The organism is Leclercia pneumoniae, assembly GCF_017348915.1.
GTDB classification, from domain to species: domain Bacteria; phylum Pseudomonadota; class Gammaproteobacteria; order Enterobacterales; family Enterobacteriaceae; genus Enterobacter; species Enterobacter pneumoniae.
In genome coordinates this window covers 611164-626015 of record NZ_CP071383.1, presented here as the reverse complement: position 1 = coordinate 626015, position 14852 = coordinate 611164, and the positions used below count along the sequence as shown (strand labels likewise).

Sequence of the window (14852 nt, the reverse complement as noted above, 5' to 3'; positions counted from 1 at the left end):
TTATCTGTCTGTGCTGTATCCCTATATTGGTTAAAGTATCCGGGCGGCTAAGTCAACGAATTTCTATTTTAAGCCCCTGACAGGGAGTTTTTACGTCTCGCTGCTGATGGGTTTATTTCATTCCAGATCGGACCGAAATACCTCCTCAAACCCGGAGCTTTATCCATAACAAAAAGTGATAACAGAATTTTACTCTGCCAGTTTTTTTTCAATATCGTGCAGCAATCGGTGCAACATTGCCGTGTCTCGTTGCTCAAGCAAGCCAATGCGCTGGGCTATCCAGTCAGCCATTTTTTGATCATCTGCCACATTCAGCGTCGATAAAAGACGTTCTACCCTGGCACGCAATGCCTGAAGTTGATTTTCATCTGCCTGGTCGACAGGCGCTGCGGGAATTTGCATTAGGGAAGCTAATTGATAACAGTAAACCATCACCGCCTGACCCAAATTGAGTGAAGGGTAATCGGCCACCATAGGCACCCCTGTCAGCACATCGGCAAGCGCCAGTTCTTCATTAGTGAGACCCGAATCCTCCCGCCCAAAGACCAGCGCCGCCCGATTTATCCATTGGCTTTTTTCCTGCATCAGCGGCACCAGTTCGGCGGGCGTCGCATAGTAATGGAATTTTGAACGGCTGCGAGCGGTGGTCGCGACGGTAAAGGAAACATCGTGCAGCGCGGCCTCAAGCGTTTCGTAAGTGGTTATATTATCGAGTATTTCCCCCGAACCATGGGCAACGCGACGGGCACCCTCTGCCAGGTGCGCTTCGCTGGCTACGATGCGCAGATCGGTAAACCCCATGGTCTTCATAGCGCGTGCGGCAGCGCCGATATTTTCCGCTCTTGCCGGGGCTACCAGCACGATAGACAAATGCATTAATGCTCTCTTTTTAGGCAGTTAGCGCGTAAAAATGTGATGTCCATCAACATATTACGCAGCACGAATTTACAAAATTGCAACACGAATCACCGAAATAGCGTTTCATAACAAATTAAAATCGCTAAACTATTTATGAACGAAACTTCAGCGATAATGTTAAAAAAAGCTGGTTATCCTCATGTTTATTAATGATAATATCATTACAAGATGTTGCAGGACATTGGATTCGCCTCGTTTATCAATCAATCAGCGCAACTAGTTGGTTTATTGAAAATTTGTGACAAAGGCTAGCAATCCGCTACGAGGATTTCATCAAACTGTTAACGTGCTACAATTGAACTTGATATATGTCAACGAAGCGTAGTTTTATTGGGTGTCCGGTGTCACTTAGCCTGTTATGTTGCTGTTAAAATGGTTAGGATGACAGCCGTTTTTGACACTGTCGGGTCCAGAGGGAAAGCACCCACGACCAAGCTAATGATGTTGTTGACGTTGATGGAAAGTGCATCAAGAACGCAATTACGTACTTTAGTCACGTTACGCCGGTCATGTTAATTTGCGACATGTATCAGGCAGGTCAGGGACTTTTGTACTTCCTGTTTCGATTTAGTTGGCAATTTAGGTAGCAAACATGCAGACCCCGCACATTCTTATCGTTGAAGACGAGTTGGTAACACGCAACACGTTAAAGAGCATTTTCGAAGCAGAAGGCTACGATGTCTTTGAAGCGACCGATGGCGCAGAGATGCATCAGATCCTTTCTGAAAATGATATCAACCTGGTTATTATGGACATCAACCTGCCCGGGAAAAACGGCCTTCTGCTGGCGCGCGAATTGCGTGAGCAGGCGAACGTGGCGCTGATGTTCCTGACAGGCCGCGACAATGAAGTGGATAAAATCCTCGGCCTGGAGATCGGTGCGGATGACTACATCACCAAACCTTTCAACCCTCGCGAGCTGACCATTCGTGCGCGCAACCTGCTGTCCCGTACCATGAACCTGGGCACAATCAGCGAAGAGCGCCGCAGCGTAGACAGCTACAAGTTCAACGGTTGGGAATTAGATATCAATAGCCGCTCCCTGGTTAGCCCGAATGGCGATCAGTATAAACTGCCACGCAGTGAGTTCCGCGCTATGCTGCACTTCTGCGAAAATCCGGGCAAAATTCAGTCTCGTGCAGAACTGCTGAAGAAAATGACCGGCCGTGAGCTGAAGCCGCACGACCGTACCGTCGATGTCACTATTCGTCGCATTCGTAAACATTTCGAATCCACGCCGGATACCCCGGAAATCATCGCCACTATCCACGGTGAAGGTTACCGTTTCTGCGGTGATTTGCAGGAATAATCCAGCAAAAGACGTAAAAACGGCGCATCTCGCGCCGTTTTTTTTATTTCCATAGCCGTATTGAATCCTCATCTGGCTCACGCGGTTTTACGGTTGAAAACGCATACCAGTCCAGATGACGCGTCAGGTACATCACCGCAAACAGCGCCAGCACCAGTACGCCTGAACCCAGTAGCAGTGCGCTATCTTCAGAACGCAGCAGGAACCACATCACCGTATCCAGCATCAATAACGCGATGACGAAAACGACGCCGCGCTTCCAGCTTTTGAGCACCGCCTGTAAGTAAATGCCGTTCATCATTGCTCCCAGCAGGCTGGCAATGACCCATGCCGGCGTGAATCCTACATGCTCTGAGCAGGCCAGCAAAACCAGGTAAAAGAGCACTAGCGACAGGCCAACCAGCAGATACTGCATCGGATGCAGACGCAGCCTGGTCAGGGTTTCGTAGACGAAAAAGGCCATGAACGTCAGGGTAATAAGCAAAATCGCATATTTGATAGCACGGTCCGTCAGCTGATATTGATCCGCCGGCGTCGCCACCGTGACGCTAAACGCAGGGACGCTGTGCCATTGCGGGAGGGCTTTCTCGCTGAACAGGCTTTCAAGGTTGTTCGCAAACCAGCTACTTTCCCAGTGTGCCTGGAACCCCGAGGCAGTGATGTCACGCTTTACGGGCAGGTAGTCACCCATAAAGCCGGGATGCGGCCAGTTACTCGTCAGGTTAAGCTGGCTATTGCGCCCTACGGGCACCACCGAGAAGCTTCCTGTACCGTTCAGACTGAGTGACATCTCCAGGGCGATCGTTTTCTCTTCCAGAATTTTACCGCTCAACGGAATATGAATGCCCGGCAGCTGCCCGGCCACACCCGAGCCGGGTTCAACGGTGAGCGTTTCGCCGTTGACGGGCGATACTTTCACCGCGCCAATACCTCGGGCATCCCCTACGCCGACCACAATAAACGGCTGCCCCAATGTCAGCGTTTCGCCTGTCAGTTGCGCCAGTTTTTCGGTGTTATACCGCGCCTGAAGCTTAAGATCGGTATGCCAAATCTGACCGTCATAAATGCCGATATTCCGGGACTCAACCTGCTGATTTCCGTCAACCACCAGGGATTCCTGGCAGCAAAAAATGGAGGAAGCTGCGCTTATGCTCAACTTTTTTATCCCCCTCGAATTTGTAAAAGACCTCGGTAACCGGTATAGCGATCAACGGGCCGACCAGCTGCTGTGAACCACTGGTACTCTGGCGCAGCGCACTCTCCACCTCCTCGCGATAGCTGGCGCGCTCATCGGTCAGGTTACTGACCATCAGCAAGGGAACGAGCAGCAGCATAATGCAGCCGATAAGGGTAGTAATTTTCCAGAACAGGGGGGATTTTTTCATGACCTTCTCCTTTGTGATGGAGAAAGCGTACGGCAGCTCTGTGCGGGTAATTTGAAGTTATGTGAAGGGACGGTGAAGTTCCAGTACGGCCTCTACCCCACCCTCTTTGCGGTTGTGAAGATGGATCTCTCCCTGATGAAGGCGCGCCACTTCCTGCACAAAGGCCAGCCCCAGCCCACTACTCTTAAGGCCGTTTTCCCGCGGTAAGGAGTAAAAGCGCTCGAATACGCGCTGCAGGGCGTAGTCAGGGATCCCACTGCCGCTGTCCGTCACGCACAGCATAACCCGCTGATGCGCTTCGCGGGCCGTAATCGCAAGGGTTCCTTCTGGCGGCGAGAAATCCATCGCGTTATCCAGCAAATTCCCCAGCGCCTGCTCCAGCAACTCCTCATCACCCTGAACCATCAGCGATGATGTCGGGCAGATGACGTTAAGCTTTTTCGCCTGAATCTGTGCAGCACGGGCATCAAGGAGGCGGCGGAACAGTGCATCCACCGAAACAGCCGTAGCGCTAATTTCGATACGGTTTTCCAGCCGCGCCTGCGCCAGCAGCTTTTCGACCAGCGTCTGCATCCGCGCATTTTGCACCAGGATATTATCCGTAAAGCGCGCAGCGACATCCGGCGGGGGCAATTCCCGTAAGATTTCTGCCGCGCCGCGTATGGCGGCAAGGGGACTCTTCAGCTCATGGGTCAGGGCATGAACATACTGCTCTATGTAATTTTTACCTTCCAGACGCATACGCATATTCTCCAGCGCCTGCGCCAGTTTGCGAAGCTCGCTACTTCCGGGATCGGGCAGCGGTAGCGGGTTGTCGCCGCTGACGGAATCGGCATAGCGTGACAGCGCGCTTATCGAACGGTTAATCCACCAGGCCACCGCCAGGCCAATCATCAGGGCAATACCCAGCAAAGCGCCACCGGCCCACAGAATACGGCGCTCACTGCGCTTGATCACCGGTGCCATCGCGCTATTGGGTTTGCCAACGCTAAGTACGCCAATAATTTTGCCGTTCTCAGTTACCGGAGCGGCCACATACATTACTGTGCTTTCGGGATCTACGGGGTTGCTCTGCGTGCTCCGGGCGCCGTATTCACCGCGAAGCGTCAGCCAGACATCATTCCAACGCGAATAATCCTGCCCCACGGCTTTGCCAGCGGAGTCAAACACCACTCGCCCCTGGGCATCGGTCATGTAGACGTGATACTCGTTACGGACTTTATGAATCCCGCCAATATCGGCGCGAAACGGGCGCGCAGCGAGCCGGGAAAATGCCTGGGCCAGCTTGCCGTTTAGCGGGTCGCCCGACAGCAGGTCGTCGCGCCCGACTTCGGCCAGTAACGTGGCGGTATCGATGAGCGTCCCTTCGGTGGCGCGGCGCACCCCGGGTTTGACCTCTTGTACGAAGATGGAGAGCACAAACCAGGCGGCGATGGCCACAATCAAAAAATAACCCAGTAACAACCGCATTCCGATGCGCATTAATTCAGACCCAGACTGTAGCCGAGCCCACGATGGGTGCAAATGGGTGACAAGTCGCCATTGATAGCCCGCAGCTTGGCGCGCAAGGTTTTGATGTGAGTATCTACGGTGCGGTCAAAACTGTCGCCCTCATCTCCCCAGACCATGTCCATCAGCTGCTGCCGTGAGTAGACGCGTCCAGGAGCACGCAGCAGCGTCTTCAAGAGTAAAAATTCATAGCGGGTCAGCTGTAGCGGTTTGCCGCACCAGCTAATGTGCGCCGCGGGCTCATTAAGCGCAAACTGTCCGATGTGTACGATCTCTGCAGGTGTGGAGGATTTCTGCAAGCGCCGCAGAATAGTCCGGACCCGGGCGCACACTTCACGTGGTGAGAAGGGCTTCGCCACGTAGTCATCGGCCCCCATCTCCAGACCCAGCAGCTTATCCACCTCATCACTGCGGGCAGTGAGAAATAACACCGGCAGCAGAGGATGCTGCGCCAGCAGCTGGCGGCACAGCTCAAAACCGCTGATATCAGGCAAACCAACGTCAAGGATTGCCAGCGCCGGAAGTTGATGCCGGGCTTCCTCCAGCGCAGGCAGACCCCTGGCAAACGCTTTGACCCTAAACCCCTCCTGCGAAAGCATATAAATGAGGGTGTCGGCAATGCTGGCTTCATCCTCAACCAGCCATATCAACGGTTGCTGCATGCTGCGTCCTTATATTAATGCCACGGCATAATTGGCACCGCGCTGAGCGCGTTTTTCGGCGATCCTTCTACCACTTTATCGGAGTAAGCCAGGTAGGCCAGCGTGTTGCGTTTTGCATCGTAAAAACGCACGACCTGCAGTTTTTTGAAGACCAATGACGTGCGTTTCTGGAAGACCACATCCCCTTCTGTCTTGCCCTTTTTGATCTTGTCGCTGAGCTCAATAGGGCCCACCTGCTGACAAGAAATGGCCGCATCGGAGGTATCTTCAGCCAGCCCCAGGCCACCCTTGATGCCGCCCGTCTTCGCCCGACTGATGTAGCAAGTCACATTCTTCACATCAGGATCGTCGAAGGCTTCAACCACGATTTTGTGGTCAGGGCCAAAGACTTTAAAAACGGTGTCAACGGAACCAATTTGCTCAGCCTGCGCGGCATGAGCGCCAGCAAAAAGGAGCGTGAAAGCGATCAAACTCTTGTATTTCATATTGTTACCATATCAGAAAATTGCGTTGCGTAATTATTCAACACGTGAGTAGAAAAAGGTAGCAAGATCACAGGATTAGAAAATAGTTCTCTTATCCGCTGGTTAAAACGCATCAATGCGCAAAAAAAACACCGAATGCTTAAACATCAAAAAATGCTATTATCCGCTAACCTGTTAGCAGGGCTCTTGCTGTTTTAAGGATGAGGATAGTATATGGATCAGTCTGGAATTATTCGCGATCTGCTTACCTGGCTGGAAGGCCACCTGGACCAACCTTTGTCACTTGATAATGTGGCGGCAAAAGCGGGTTATTCCAAGTGGCATTTACAACGGATGTTCAAAGATGTCACCGGCCACGCTATCGGTGCCTATATCCGCGCTCGTCGGCTCTCTAAATCAGCCGTCGCGCTTCGCCTTACCGCGCGTCCGATTCTGGACATCGCGCTGCAATACCGTTTCGACTCGCAGCAAACCTTTACCCGAGCCTTTAAAAAGCAGTTCTCGCTCACGCCGGCGCTCTATCGCCGCTCGCCGGACTGGAACTCCTTTGGGATGCGACCGCCGCTGCGCATGGGTGAATTCACTATGCCTAAACATGAATTCATTACCTTGCCTGAAACGCACCTTATCGGCACGACGCAGAGCTACTCCTGCTCACTGGAGCAGATTTCAGAGTTTCGTCATCAGATGCGCGTACAGTTCTGGCGTGACTTCCTGAGCCATGCCCCGGCCATCCCGCCGCTGCTGTATGGCCTGAACGAAACGCGTCCGAGCCAGGAAAAAGATGACGAACAAGAGGTGTTCTACACTACCGCGCTGACGCCAGAGATGGCCAACGGCCATGTCCATGATGCCAAACCGGTGGTAGTGGAAGGCGGTGAGTATGTGATGTTCACCTATGAAGGGCTGGGAACCGGGGTGCAGGATTTCATTCTGACGGTTTACGGCACCTGCATGCCTATGCTCAATCTGAACCGCCGTAAAGGGCAGGACATTGAGCGTTACTACCCGGCCACCGATGTGAAGCCGGACGAACGCCCAATCGACCTGCGCTGCGAATACCTGATTCCGATTCGTCGTTAACGCTGCAGTTCGTCCAGTGCAGGGGCATCCAGATGCGAAATGTCCCCTGCCATCTCCACCACCCATCCCGACGCCAGCCACGGGCTTTCCTGATAGTCGATACGGGAAAGCGAGCAGTTGCGCAGACGCAGGCGGCGCTCAGCGTAAGCCGGCAGTCCTAGAATAGTACTCACCAGGCAGCCCAGCGCCATACCATGGCTTACCAGCAAAGGACGACTCCCCTCCGGCAGCTTCAGGCACTCTGCCAGCGCCGCGTGCATACGCTGGCTCAGCTCAAGCATGGACTCACCTTCAGGAATACGTCCATCTTCCGTACCGTTAACCAGCGTTCGACGCCAGCTCTCCTCTTCGTCTGTCAGGGAGTCGACGTGACGCTGCTCCAGCACACCCATGTCCAGTTCGCGCAGGCGAGAGTCCAGGGTGATCTCGCATCCGCAGGCATCTGCGATAATGCGCGCCGTTTGTTGAGTGCGGCCCAGGTCGCTGGCAATGACGTGGGTGATCCCCAACGTTCTTGCACGCTCCGCTACTTGCCACGCTTGTTCCACCCCTTTGGAGGTGAGAGGACTGTCTGACTGGCCTTGAATACGTCGCTCGGCGTTCCACTGCGTTTCACCGTGGCGAACAAGGTAAACCTGTAACATGTTATTTTCCGTTATACTGCGATCAGTTTTTTTTGAATCGAGTTCAATTATGCACCATGTTGTCTCTGCTACCACTAATCCTGCCAAAATTCAGGCAATTCTAAAGGCTTTTGAAGAGATCTACGGCGAAAGATCGTGCCACATTGACGCCGTCAGCGTCGAGAGCGGCGTCCCGGAACAGCCTTTCGGCAGTGAAGAAACACGGGCTGGCGCACGTAATCGCATTGCCAATGCCAAAGCCGCGGTACCGGATGCCGATTTTTGGGTCGCCATTGAAGCCGGTATCGACGAAGGGGCGACATTCAGTTGGGTGGTGATCGAAAGCCGGGATCAGCGCGGCGAAGCCCGCTCGGCAACCCTGCCGTTACCCGAGAAGATTTTAAGAAAAGTGCAAGAAGGTGAAGCGCTCGGGCCGGTGATGTCGCACTACACCGGCATCGATGAGATTGGTCGTAAAGAGGGGGCGATCGGTGTCTTTACTGCCGGGGCACTCACGCGCGCGAGCGTCTATCACCAGGCGGTGATCCTGGCGTTGAGTCCGTTCCACAACGCTATCTATCGCTGATCGCCCAGTAGAACAGAGTCGAGCCAGTGACGAAGCTCTACGGGAGCCGATTTCAGGCTGTTTGAGCCTCGGGTGATGGTGGCAATACCGGCGCCAAGTTCGCTTTTCAGCTCGCGCTGGCTCATTTCACCGCGCAGAAGCTCTTCGATAATACGCACCCGCGTGCCCAGCGCTTCGCGCTCGTCGGGGGTGAGCATTAACTGCAGCAGCGGTAAGTGCAAGTCTTGCTCATAAGATTGACGAAGCAGCTCCACAAAACGAAGCCACTCCTGGTTGCGTTGTTCGGCCATTGCCGAGGAATACGGGGAATGCTGGGTCATGTTATGCCGCCTGTTGTACTCTTAAACGAGTACAAGCATAACATAACCCACCGCGATCAGTAACGTCGCTGCCACTCACTCTCACTCAACAGGGTATCTTTCTGCCCCATGAAGTGACGATAGTAGGCATCATAAGCCAGCACGTTTTTCACATAGCCGCGGGTTTCAGAGAACGGAATGCTTTCAACGAAGGCGACCGCGTCGATACGCCCTGCGCTGTTATTCAGCCAGGTGCGTACGCGTCCAGGACCGGCATTATAGGCCGCTGAGGCGAAGATACGGTTGTTACCAAACTGCTCATAAACATGCTGCAGATAGCTGGTGCCGATATTGATATTCATCTCCGGCTCCAACAGTTGCGCAGAGCTACTGTAACCCGCGATATTAAACATCTTCACCGTATGCGTTGCCGTGGCGGGCATCACCTGCATCAGGCCACTGGCACCTACCGGCGAACGTACTTTTGGATTCCAGGCGCTCTCCTGGCGGGCGATCGCCATCGCGTAGCTCTGTGGGATCGCTTTGCCAGTGACGTACTGCGCAAAGAGATCGTTATAGGCCAGCGGGAAACGCTCCTCGAGATGATCCCACAGCTTGCCGGCGATCGTGGCCTGCACGCTAAGATCCCACCAGTGATTGTTAAAGGCATAGCGGGCCAGCTGCGCTTTTTCATCCTGGGTACGACTGGTCACCAGATTGGCCCACTCACTGCGCGCGGTATTATCCAGGTTCCAGTACATTAACTCGCGTACGCGCGCCATCTCTGGCCCCTGCACCAGCGCCGGGTCGATCGTTGTCGGCGCTTTATCGATCTTGTAGGTGTACTCTTCACCAAGACGCTGAGCGGAGATCATCGGATAGAAACCGCGCTGCTGCATCAGGGAATGCAGGATCGTCTTCGCCTCTTCCTCCCGGCCACGCTCCATCAGCAGATCGGCCTGCCAATAACGCCACTCGTCTTTCTCTTTCGCATCCATTGGCAGACGCGCCAGCCAGGTATTCAACCCCCGGCGATCGCCGCTTCCCAGCGCCATACGGACACGGCGCTCCACCAGCGAGGTAGAGTTCGAGCGCATGATGGCATCATCACGCCAGCGTGCCTGTTCATCGGTAACATCATTGCCCATCAAACGCCAGGCAACGATGTCCCGTAGCGCTTGCGTCTGCTCCTCGTTGAGCTGCTGCGCCTCTGCCAGCGACGGGATCATCAGGCGGGCGTTTTCCGCATCCTCCCGCGCCACGCTGGTAAAGGCCACCTCCGCCATCTGACGCGTGAAATCGGTCGCGCCGGTCGTGCGGGCAAAATCCATTAACGTGTCTGGATTGTTCGCTAACTGGATAACCGCAGAGGAGATAGTTTGATACTCCGACGGCATCTGCCCGGCAAGGGTGGTCACCAGACGTGTGTTGCCAGCTTTCATTGCCAGGCGAATGCGTTCGAGCCAGGCCAGCGGATCTTGTTTGCCGGAGGCACGCCAGGCGCCGAAGAGGGAATCACAGGCGTTTGGCTGGCTTTTTCCGGACAGCCACAGCGCTTTCGCCCCCGCCCAGGCCTCGTCCTGCTGACCCGTAACCCATTTGGCGTAGTAGTAGTTGCACTGTGCTTCTGTGGTGCCCGGTTTTTCCGGGCTGAAAGCCAACAATCCGCGCCAGTCTTCCCGGCGCGCCAGTTCATTCACAAAACGTGACTGCAGGGTACGCGCAGGCGGCAACGTTGGGTTGGCCTGGATGAAGTTGGCGACGGCGACGGTCGGCTGGTTCATCAAATCGTCAGTCAGCTGACGATATTCCAGGTAGGGGTACAGCGGATAGTCTTTGAGGCTGGGCATCAGCGCCTGGACGGTGTCCATCTGGCGGCTGTCCCAGGCCTGCTTGATCTGCGCATAGCGGTTACGTTGTTCATCCAGTGAATCGGCGCGAGCCACGTGGTTTATCGTCATCACGCATACGCTGGCAGCCAGCAGACGCCAGACCACCTGTTTGGCTTTTTCCACAAGCTCTTCCTTTTGATTCATCATTAAATGCAGCATCTTGCCGCGTAAAAGCGTCACCCACTTATGCTAACCAGGCATCCGGCAGCGCGCCACGTTGCGGACACTTTTTTACCTTTTCTGCGCGTTTTAACACTCCAGGCGTCGGTGGCTGGGATTAGGGCGGGAAAAAGGCTACACTTCGCAGCTATTCTCATCACGATAAAAGAGGCGAAGTCCAACGTGGCTCAATTCGTTTATACCATGCATCGTGTCGGCAAAGTCGTACCGCCGAAACGTCATATTCTCAAAAATATCTCGCTGAGCTTCTTCCCGGGCGCGAAAATCGGGGTTCTGGGTCTCAACGGTGCCGGTAAGTCCACCCTGCTGCGCATCATGGCCGGCATCGATACAGACATCGAAGGCGAAGCCCGTCCGCAGCCTGGCATCAAGATCGGCTACCTGCCGCAGGAGCCGCAGCTGAACCCGGAACACACCGTACGTGAATCCGTGGAAGAGGCGGTTGCCGAAGTGGTTAACGCTCTCAAAGGGCTGGACGAGGTGTACGCAAAATACGCCGAGCCCGATGCGGACTTCGACAAGCTGGCTGCTCAGCAGGGCAAGTACGAAGAGATCATTCAGGCGCACGACGGCCATAACCTGAACGTGCAGCTGGAGCGCGCGGCAGATGCCCTGCGTCTGCCAGACTGGGATGCGAAGGTCGAGAAGCTTTCCGGTGGTGAACGCCGCCGCGTGGCGCTGTGCCGCCTGCTGCTGGAAAAACCAGACATGCTGCTGCTCGACGAACCAACTAACCACCTGGATGCAGAATCCGTGGCCTGGCTGGAACGCTTCCTGCACGACTTCGAAGGTACCGTCGTGGCCATTACCCACGACCGTTACTTCCTCGACAACGTGGCGGGCTGGATCCTGGAGCTGGACCGTGGCGAAGGTATTCCATGGGAAGGTAACTACTCCTCCTGGCTGGAGCAGAAAGACCAGCGTCTGGCGCAGGAAGCCTCTGCTGAAGCGGCGCGTCGCAAGTCTATCGAGAAAGAGCTGGAGTGGGTGCGTCAGGGTGCGAAGGGCCGTCAGTCTAAGGGCAAAGCCCGTCTGGCACGCTTCGAAGAGCTGAACAACACCGAATACCAGAAACGTAACGAAACCAACGAACTCTTTATTCCGCCTGGAGCACGTCTGGGGGATAAAGTGGTGGAAGTCAGCAACCTGCGTAAATCCTACGGCGACCGCCTGCTGATTGACGATCTGAGCTTCTCCGTGCCGAAAGGGGCGATCGTCGGCATCATCGGTCCGAACGGCGCGGGTAAATCCACCCTGTTCCGTATGATGTCCGGTCAGGAACAGCCTGACAGCGGCTCTATCACCCTGGGTGAGACCGTGAAGCTGGCCTCCGTTGACCAGTTCCGTGACGCGATGGATAACAGTAAAACCGTGTGGGAAGAGGTCTCCGGCGGTCTGGATATCATGCGTATCGGCAACACCGAGATGCCAAGCCGCGCCTACGTTGGCCGCTTTAACTTCAAAGGCACCGACCAGGGTAAACGCGTGGGCGAGCTCTCCGGTGGTGAGCGTGGTCGTCTGCACCTGGCGAAACTGCTGCAGGTAGGCGGAAACGTGCTGCTGCTCGATGAACCGACCAACGACCTGGATATCGAAACCCTGCGCGCGCTGGAAAACGCCCTGCTGGAGTTCCCGGGCTGCGCGATGGTTATCTCGCACGACCGTTGGTTCCTCGACCGTATCGCGACCCACATTCTGGACTACCAGGACGAGGGTAAAGTGGAATTCTTCGAAGGTAACTTCACCGAATACGAAGAGTACAAGAAACGCACGCTGGGCGCTGATGCGCTGGAGCCAAAGCGTATCAAGTACAAGCGTATCGCGAAATAAAAGCAAAACGGCAACTTCGGTTGCCGTTTTTTATATTTGTTCCGGCTCCCCGCGGGAAGGGCATCAGGCCGTCTTTTCACACCCCCACGTAAAACCGCTTCACCTCATCAAACTGCATTGCAAACTCGATATAACTCATTAGCGCAGGCGAGTTCAGTTTGCGGCTCGGATAGGCCAGCCACAGGTCGTTTCCCTCGACGTTCCACTCCGGCAGCACTTTTACCAGCGCCCCTGTCTCAATCTTACCTTCCAGCAGGAACGCGGGGAGCAGCGTGATCCCGGCCCCGGCGATAGCACACTCCCGGGCGTAGACCAGGTTATCGGTCAGATGGGCATTATCCGGCAGATAGCGGTAATCTTCGCTCTCGCTTTGCAGCAACCACTCTGACCAGGCTTTATGAGTAATACAGCGGTGCTCTACAAGCAGGCTGGGATGGGTGAGCGGAACCCGGCTCGCCAGATAGTCCGGCGAGGCCAGCATGTAACGAGGACAGTGGCCAATCATGCGGCCAATCAGGGAGGAGTCCTGCGGCTTGCCGGTGCGCAACGCGACGTCAAAGCCCGACTCAACCAAATCCACCACGTCGTCAGAGATGGACACATCCAGCGAAACGTCCGGATAGCGGCGCTGAAATTCGGCATTCAAATGGGCCAGCAACGTCGCGCCGAGACCCGCCGGGCAGGTGATGCGCAGCCGCCCACTGGGGTTATCCCGTAGCCGCTGAATGGCATACTCGGCGCGTTCACTGGCGGCAAGCATCTCCCGACAGTGAACCAGGTAATGCTCCCCGGCAAACGTCAGATTGAGTTTGCGGGTCGTTCGGTTGAGCAGGCGGATCCCTACCTGCTGCTCAAGCTGGCTAATGCGCTGACTGACGCTCGACTTCGGCAGGCCCGCCTTTAGCGCAGCCGAGGTAAAGCTGCCCAACTCCGCTACCAGCGCAAAGAGCGCCATATCCTGCAGCTGTTTAAACATGATTGTTCACCTTATGCGAACACTTCGTTCTTGATTGTCTATCTTATCACGCAACTGATGGCTTAATAGACTAGCCTCAACACAGCACATTCCAATGAGGAGATCACCATGTCAGTTAAAGCCATTGCCGTTAACCCAGCGAACCCCGCCGCTTTTATTGAAATCATCCCGCCAATGCCGCAGCCGGGTGAGCACGATCTCCTGGTTGAAGTGAAGGCCGTCTCCATTAACCCGGTCGATACCAAAGTCCATGCCGGGATAGCTAAAAACGGCCTGCAGGAACCGCGTATTCTCGGCTGGGATGCCAGCGGCATAGTCAAAGCCGCAGGAAGCGCCGTCACGGGTTTTAAAGAAGGTGATGAGGTCTGGTATGCCGGCGATATTACCCGTCCAGGCAGCAACACTACGCACCAACTGATTGATGCACGCATTGTTGGCCATAAACCCACCCGCCTCGACTGGGCCGCTGCTGCCGCCCTGCCCCTGACGGCACTCACCGCCTGGGAGGGACTGTTTGAACGACTCAACGTGCAGGATGCCGACGCGGATAAAACACTGCTGATTATCGGTGGCGCGGGCGGGGTCGGCTCGCTGGCGATCCCGTTTGCGAAGCACAACAGCAAGGTGAAGGTGATTGCCACCGCATCGCGTGAGGATTCCGCGCAGTGGTGTCGGGATCGCGGTGCGGATATGGTGGTGAACTACCGCGATCTAAAAGGTGAACTGGCGAAACAGGGGATTAACTTCGTCGATTACATCTTTATTCTTAATGATACCGATGGCCACTGGGATGCAGTCAGTGAGCTGATTGCGCCGCAGGGGCATATCTGTACCATCGTTGAGAACGCGCATCCGTTGAATCAGGACAAGCTGAAGTCCAAATCCGCTGCCCTGCACTGGGAGTTTATGTATACCCGCAGCATGTACCAGACCGCAGATATGGCACGTCAGGGCGAGATTTTAAACGCAGTGGCGAAGCTGGTGGATGAAGGTGTGGTGGAGAGTTCCCTCAGCGAGACGCTGCATGGTCTGAGCGTAGAGAGCATCACCGAGGCGCACCGTAAAGTGCTGGAAGGGCATATGCGCGGAAAAGTGGTTGTGGCGTATTGAGCGGT

The 14852-nt window shown here is 55.1% G+C and carries 14 protein-coding genes and 1 pseudogene; 5 read left to right on the top strand and 10 right to left on the bottom strand.

Annotated features, from left to right (window positions below; translation table 11 throughout):
• Positions 1 to 189: 189 nt before the first annotated feature.
• Together JZ655_RS02960 and yjjY are read right to left on the bottom strand one after the other, a co-directional pair.
• A complete protein-coding gene (locus JZ655_RS02960) occupies positions 190 to 876 on the bottom strand; it encodes a tRNA/rRNA methyltransferase (protein ID WP_207292965.1) in 687 nt (228 codons plus the stop codon).
• A gap of 398 nt (positions 877 to 1274) precedes the next feature.
• Positions 1275 to 1415 carry a YjjY family protein gene (yjjY, locus tag JZ655_RS02955; RefSeq protein ID WP_085938930.1) on the bottom strand — a complete coding sequence of 47 codons (141 nt, stop codon included), beginning with the start codon at positions 1413 to 1415 and terminating at the stop codon, positions 1275 to 1277.
• A gap of 95 nt (positions 1416 to 1510) precedes the next feature.
• Between yjjY and arcA the strand changes: the two genes are divergently transcribed.
• On the top strand, positions 1511 to 2227 hold the full coding sequence (arcA, locus tag JZ655_RS02950; RefSeq protein WP_040077250.1) for a two-component system response regulator ArcA: 717 nt from the start codon (positions 1511 to 1513) through the stop codon (positions 2225 to 2227).
• A 43-nt stretch (positions 2228 to 2270) separates the two neighbouring features.
• On the opposite strand, the pseudogene creD reads toward arcA, so the two are convergent.
• The 4 genes and pseudogenes from creD to creA all read right to left on the bottom strand — a co-directional run bounded on the left by creD (position 2271) and on the right by creA (position 6268).
• Positions 2271 to 3612: pseudogene (gene creD, locus JZ655_RS02945) on the bottom strand (cell envelope integrity protein CreD).
• Between the two features lie 57 nt (positions 3613 to 3669).
• Positions 3670 to 5094: a two-component system sensor histidine kinase CreC gene (creC, locus tag JZ655_RS02940; protein ID WP_207292964.1), complete on the bottom strand. Its 1425-nt coding sequence runs from the start codon at positions 5092 to 5094 to the stop codon at positions 3670 to 3672.
• Complete coding sequence (gene creB / locus JZ655_RS02935; RefSeq protein WP_207292963.1) at positions 5094 to 5783, bottom strand: two-component system response regulator CreB; 690 nt, start codon at positions 5781 to 5783, stop codon at positions 5094 to 5096. The genes creC and creB overlap by 1 nt, the downstream gene beginning before the upstream one ends.
• 14 nt (positions 5784 to 5797) lie before the next feature.
• On the bottom strand, positions 5798 to 6268 hold the full coding sequence (creA, locus tag JZ655_RS02930; protein ID WP_207292962.1) for a protein CreA: 471 nt from the start codon (positions 6266 to 6268) through the stop codon (positions 5798 to 5800).
• A 213-nt stretch (positions 6269 to 6481) separates the two neighbouring features.
• Between creA and robA the strand changes: the two genes are divergently transcribed.
• Complete coding sequence (robA, locus tag JZ655_RS02925) at positions 6482 to 7351, top strand: MDR efflux pump AcrAB transcriptional activator RobA (RefSeq protein WP_040077258.1); 870 nt, start codon at positions 6482 to 6484, stop codon at positions 7349 to 7351.
• Here robA and gpmB read toward each other — a convergent pair.
• On the bottom strand, positions 7348 to 7995 hold the full coding sequence (gpmB, locus tag JZ655_RS02920) for a 2,3-diphosphoglycerate-dependent phosphoglycerate mutase GpmB (RefSeq protein ID WP_207292961.1): 648 nt from the start codon (positions 7993 to 7995) through the stop codon (positions 7348 to 7350). The two genes, robA and gpmB, sit on opposite strands and share 4 nt — an antisense overlap.
• Positions 7996 to 8044: 49 nt before the next feature.
• Here gpmB and yjjX point away from each other — a divergent pair, with 49 nt between their 5' ends.
• Positions 8045 to 8560 (top strand): inosine/xanthosine triphosphatase, encoded by a 516-nt coding sequence (yjjX, locus tag JZ655_RS02915; RefSeq protein WP_046885036.1) that lies wholly within the window; start codon positions 8045 to 8047, stop codon positions 8558 to 8560.
• Here the strand turns inward: yjjX and trpR are convergent.
• Positions 8551 to 8880 (bottom strand): trp operon repressor, encoded by a 330-nt coding sequence (trpR, locus tag JZ655_RS02910; RefSeq protein ID WP_040077262.1) that lies wholly within the window; start codon positions 8878 to 8880, stop codon positions 8551 to 8553. The two genes, yjjX and trpR, sit on opposite strands and share 10 nt — an antisense overlap.
• Before the next feature lie 56 nt (positions 8881 to 8936).
• A complete protein-coding gene (gene sltY / locus JZ655_RS02905; protein ID WP_207292960.1) occupies positions 8937 to 10874 on the bottom strand; it encodes a murein transglycosylase in 1938 nt (645 codons plus the stop codon).
• 219 nt (positions 10875 to 11093) lie between these two features.
• Between sltY and ettA the strand changes: the two genes are divergently transcribed.
• Positions 11094 to 12761 (top strand): energy-dependent translational throttle protein EttA, encoded by a 1668-nt coding sequence (gene ettA, locus JZ655_RS02900; protein WP_040077264.1) that lies wholly within the window; start codon positions 11094 to 11096, stop codon positions 12759 to 12761.
• Between the two features lie 76 nt (positions 12762 to 12837).
• Here the strand turns inward: ettA and JZ655_RS02895 are convergent, their stop codons facing one another.
• A complete protein-coding gene (locus tag JZ655_RS02895) occupies positions 12838 to 13737 on the bottom strand; it encodes a LysR family transcriptional regulator (protein WP_207292959.1) in 900 nt (299 codons plus the stop codon).
• A gap of 108 nt (positions 13738 to 13845) precedes the next feature.
• Between JZ655_RS02895 and JZ655_RS02890 the strand changes: the two genes are divergently transcribed.
• A complete protein-coding gene (locus tag JZ655_RS02890; protein ID WP_207292958.1) occupies positions 13846 to 14847 on the top strand; it encodes a zinc-binding alcohol dehydrogenase family protein in 1002 nt (333 codons plus the stop codon).
• The last annotated feature ends 5 nt before the right edge of the window (positions 14848 to 14852 follow it).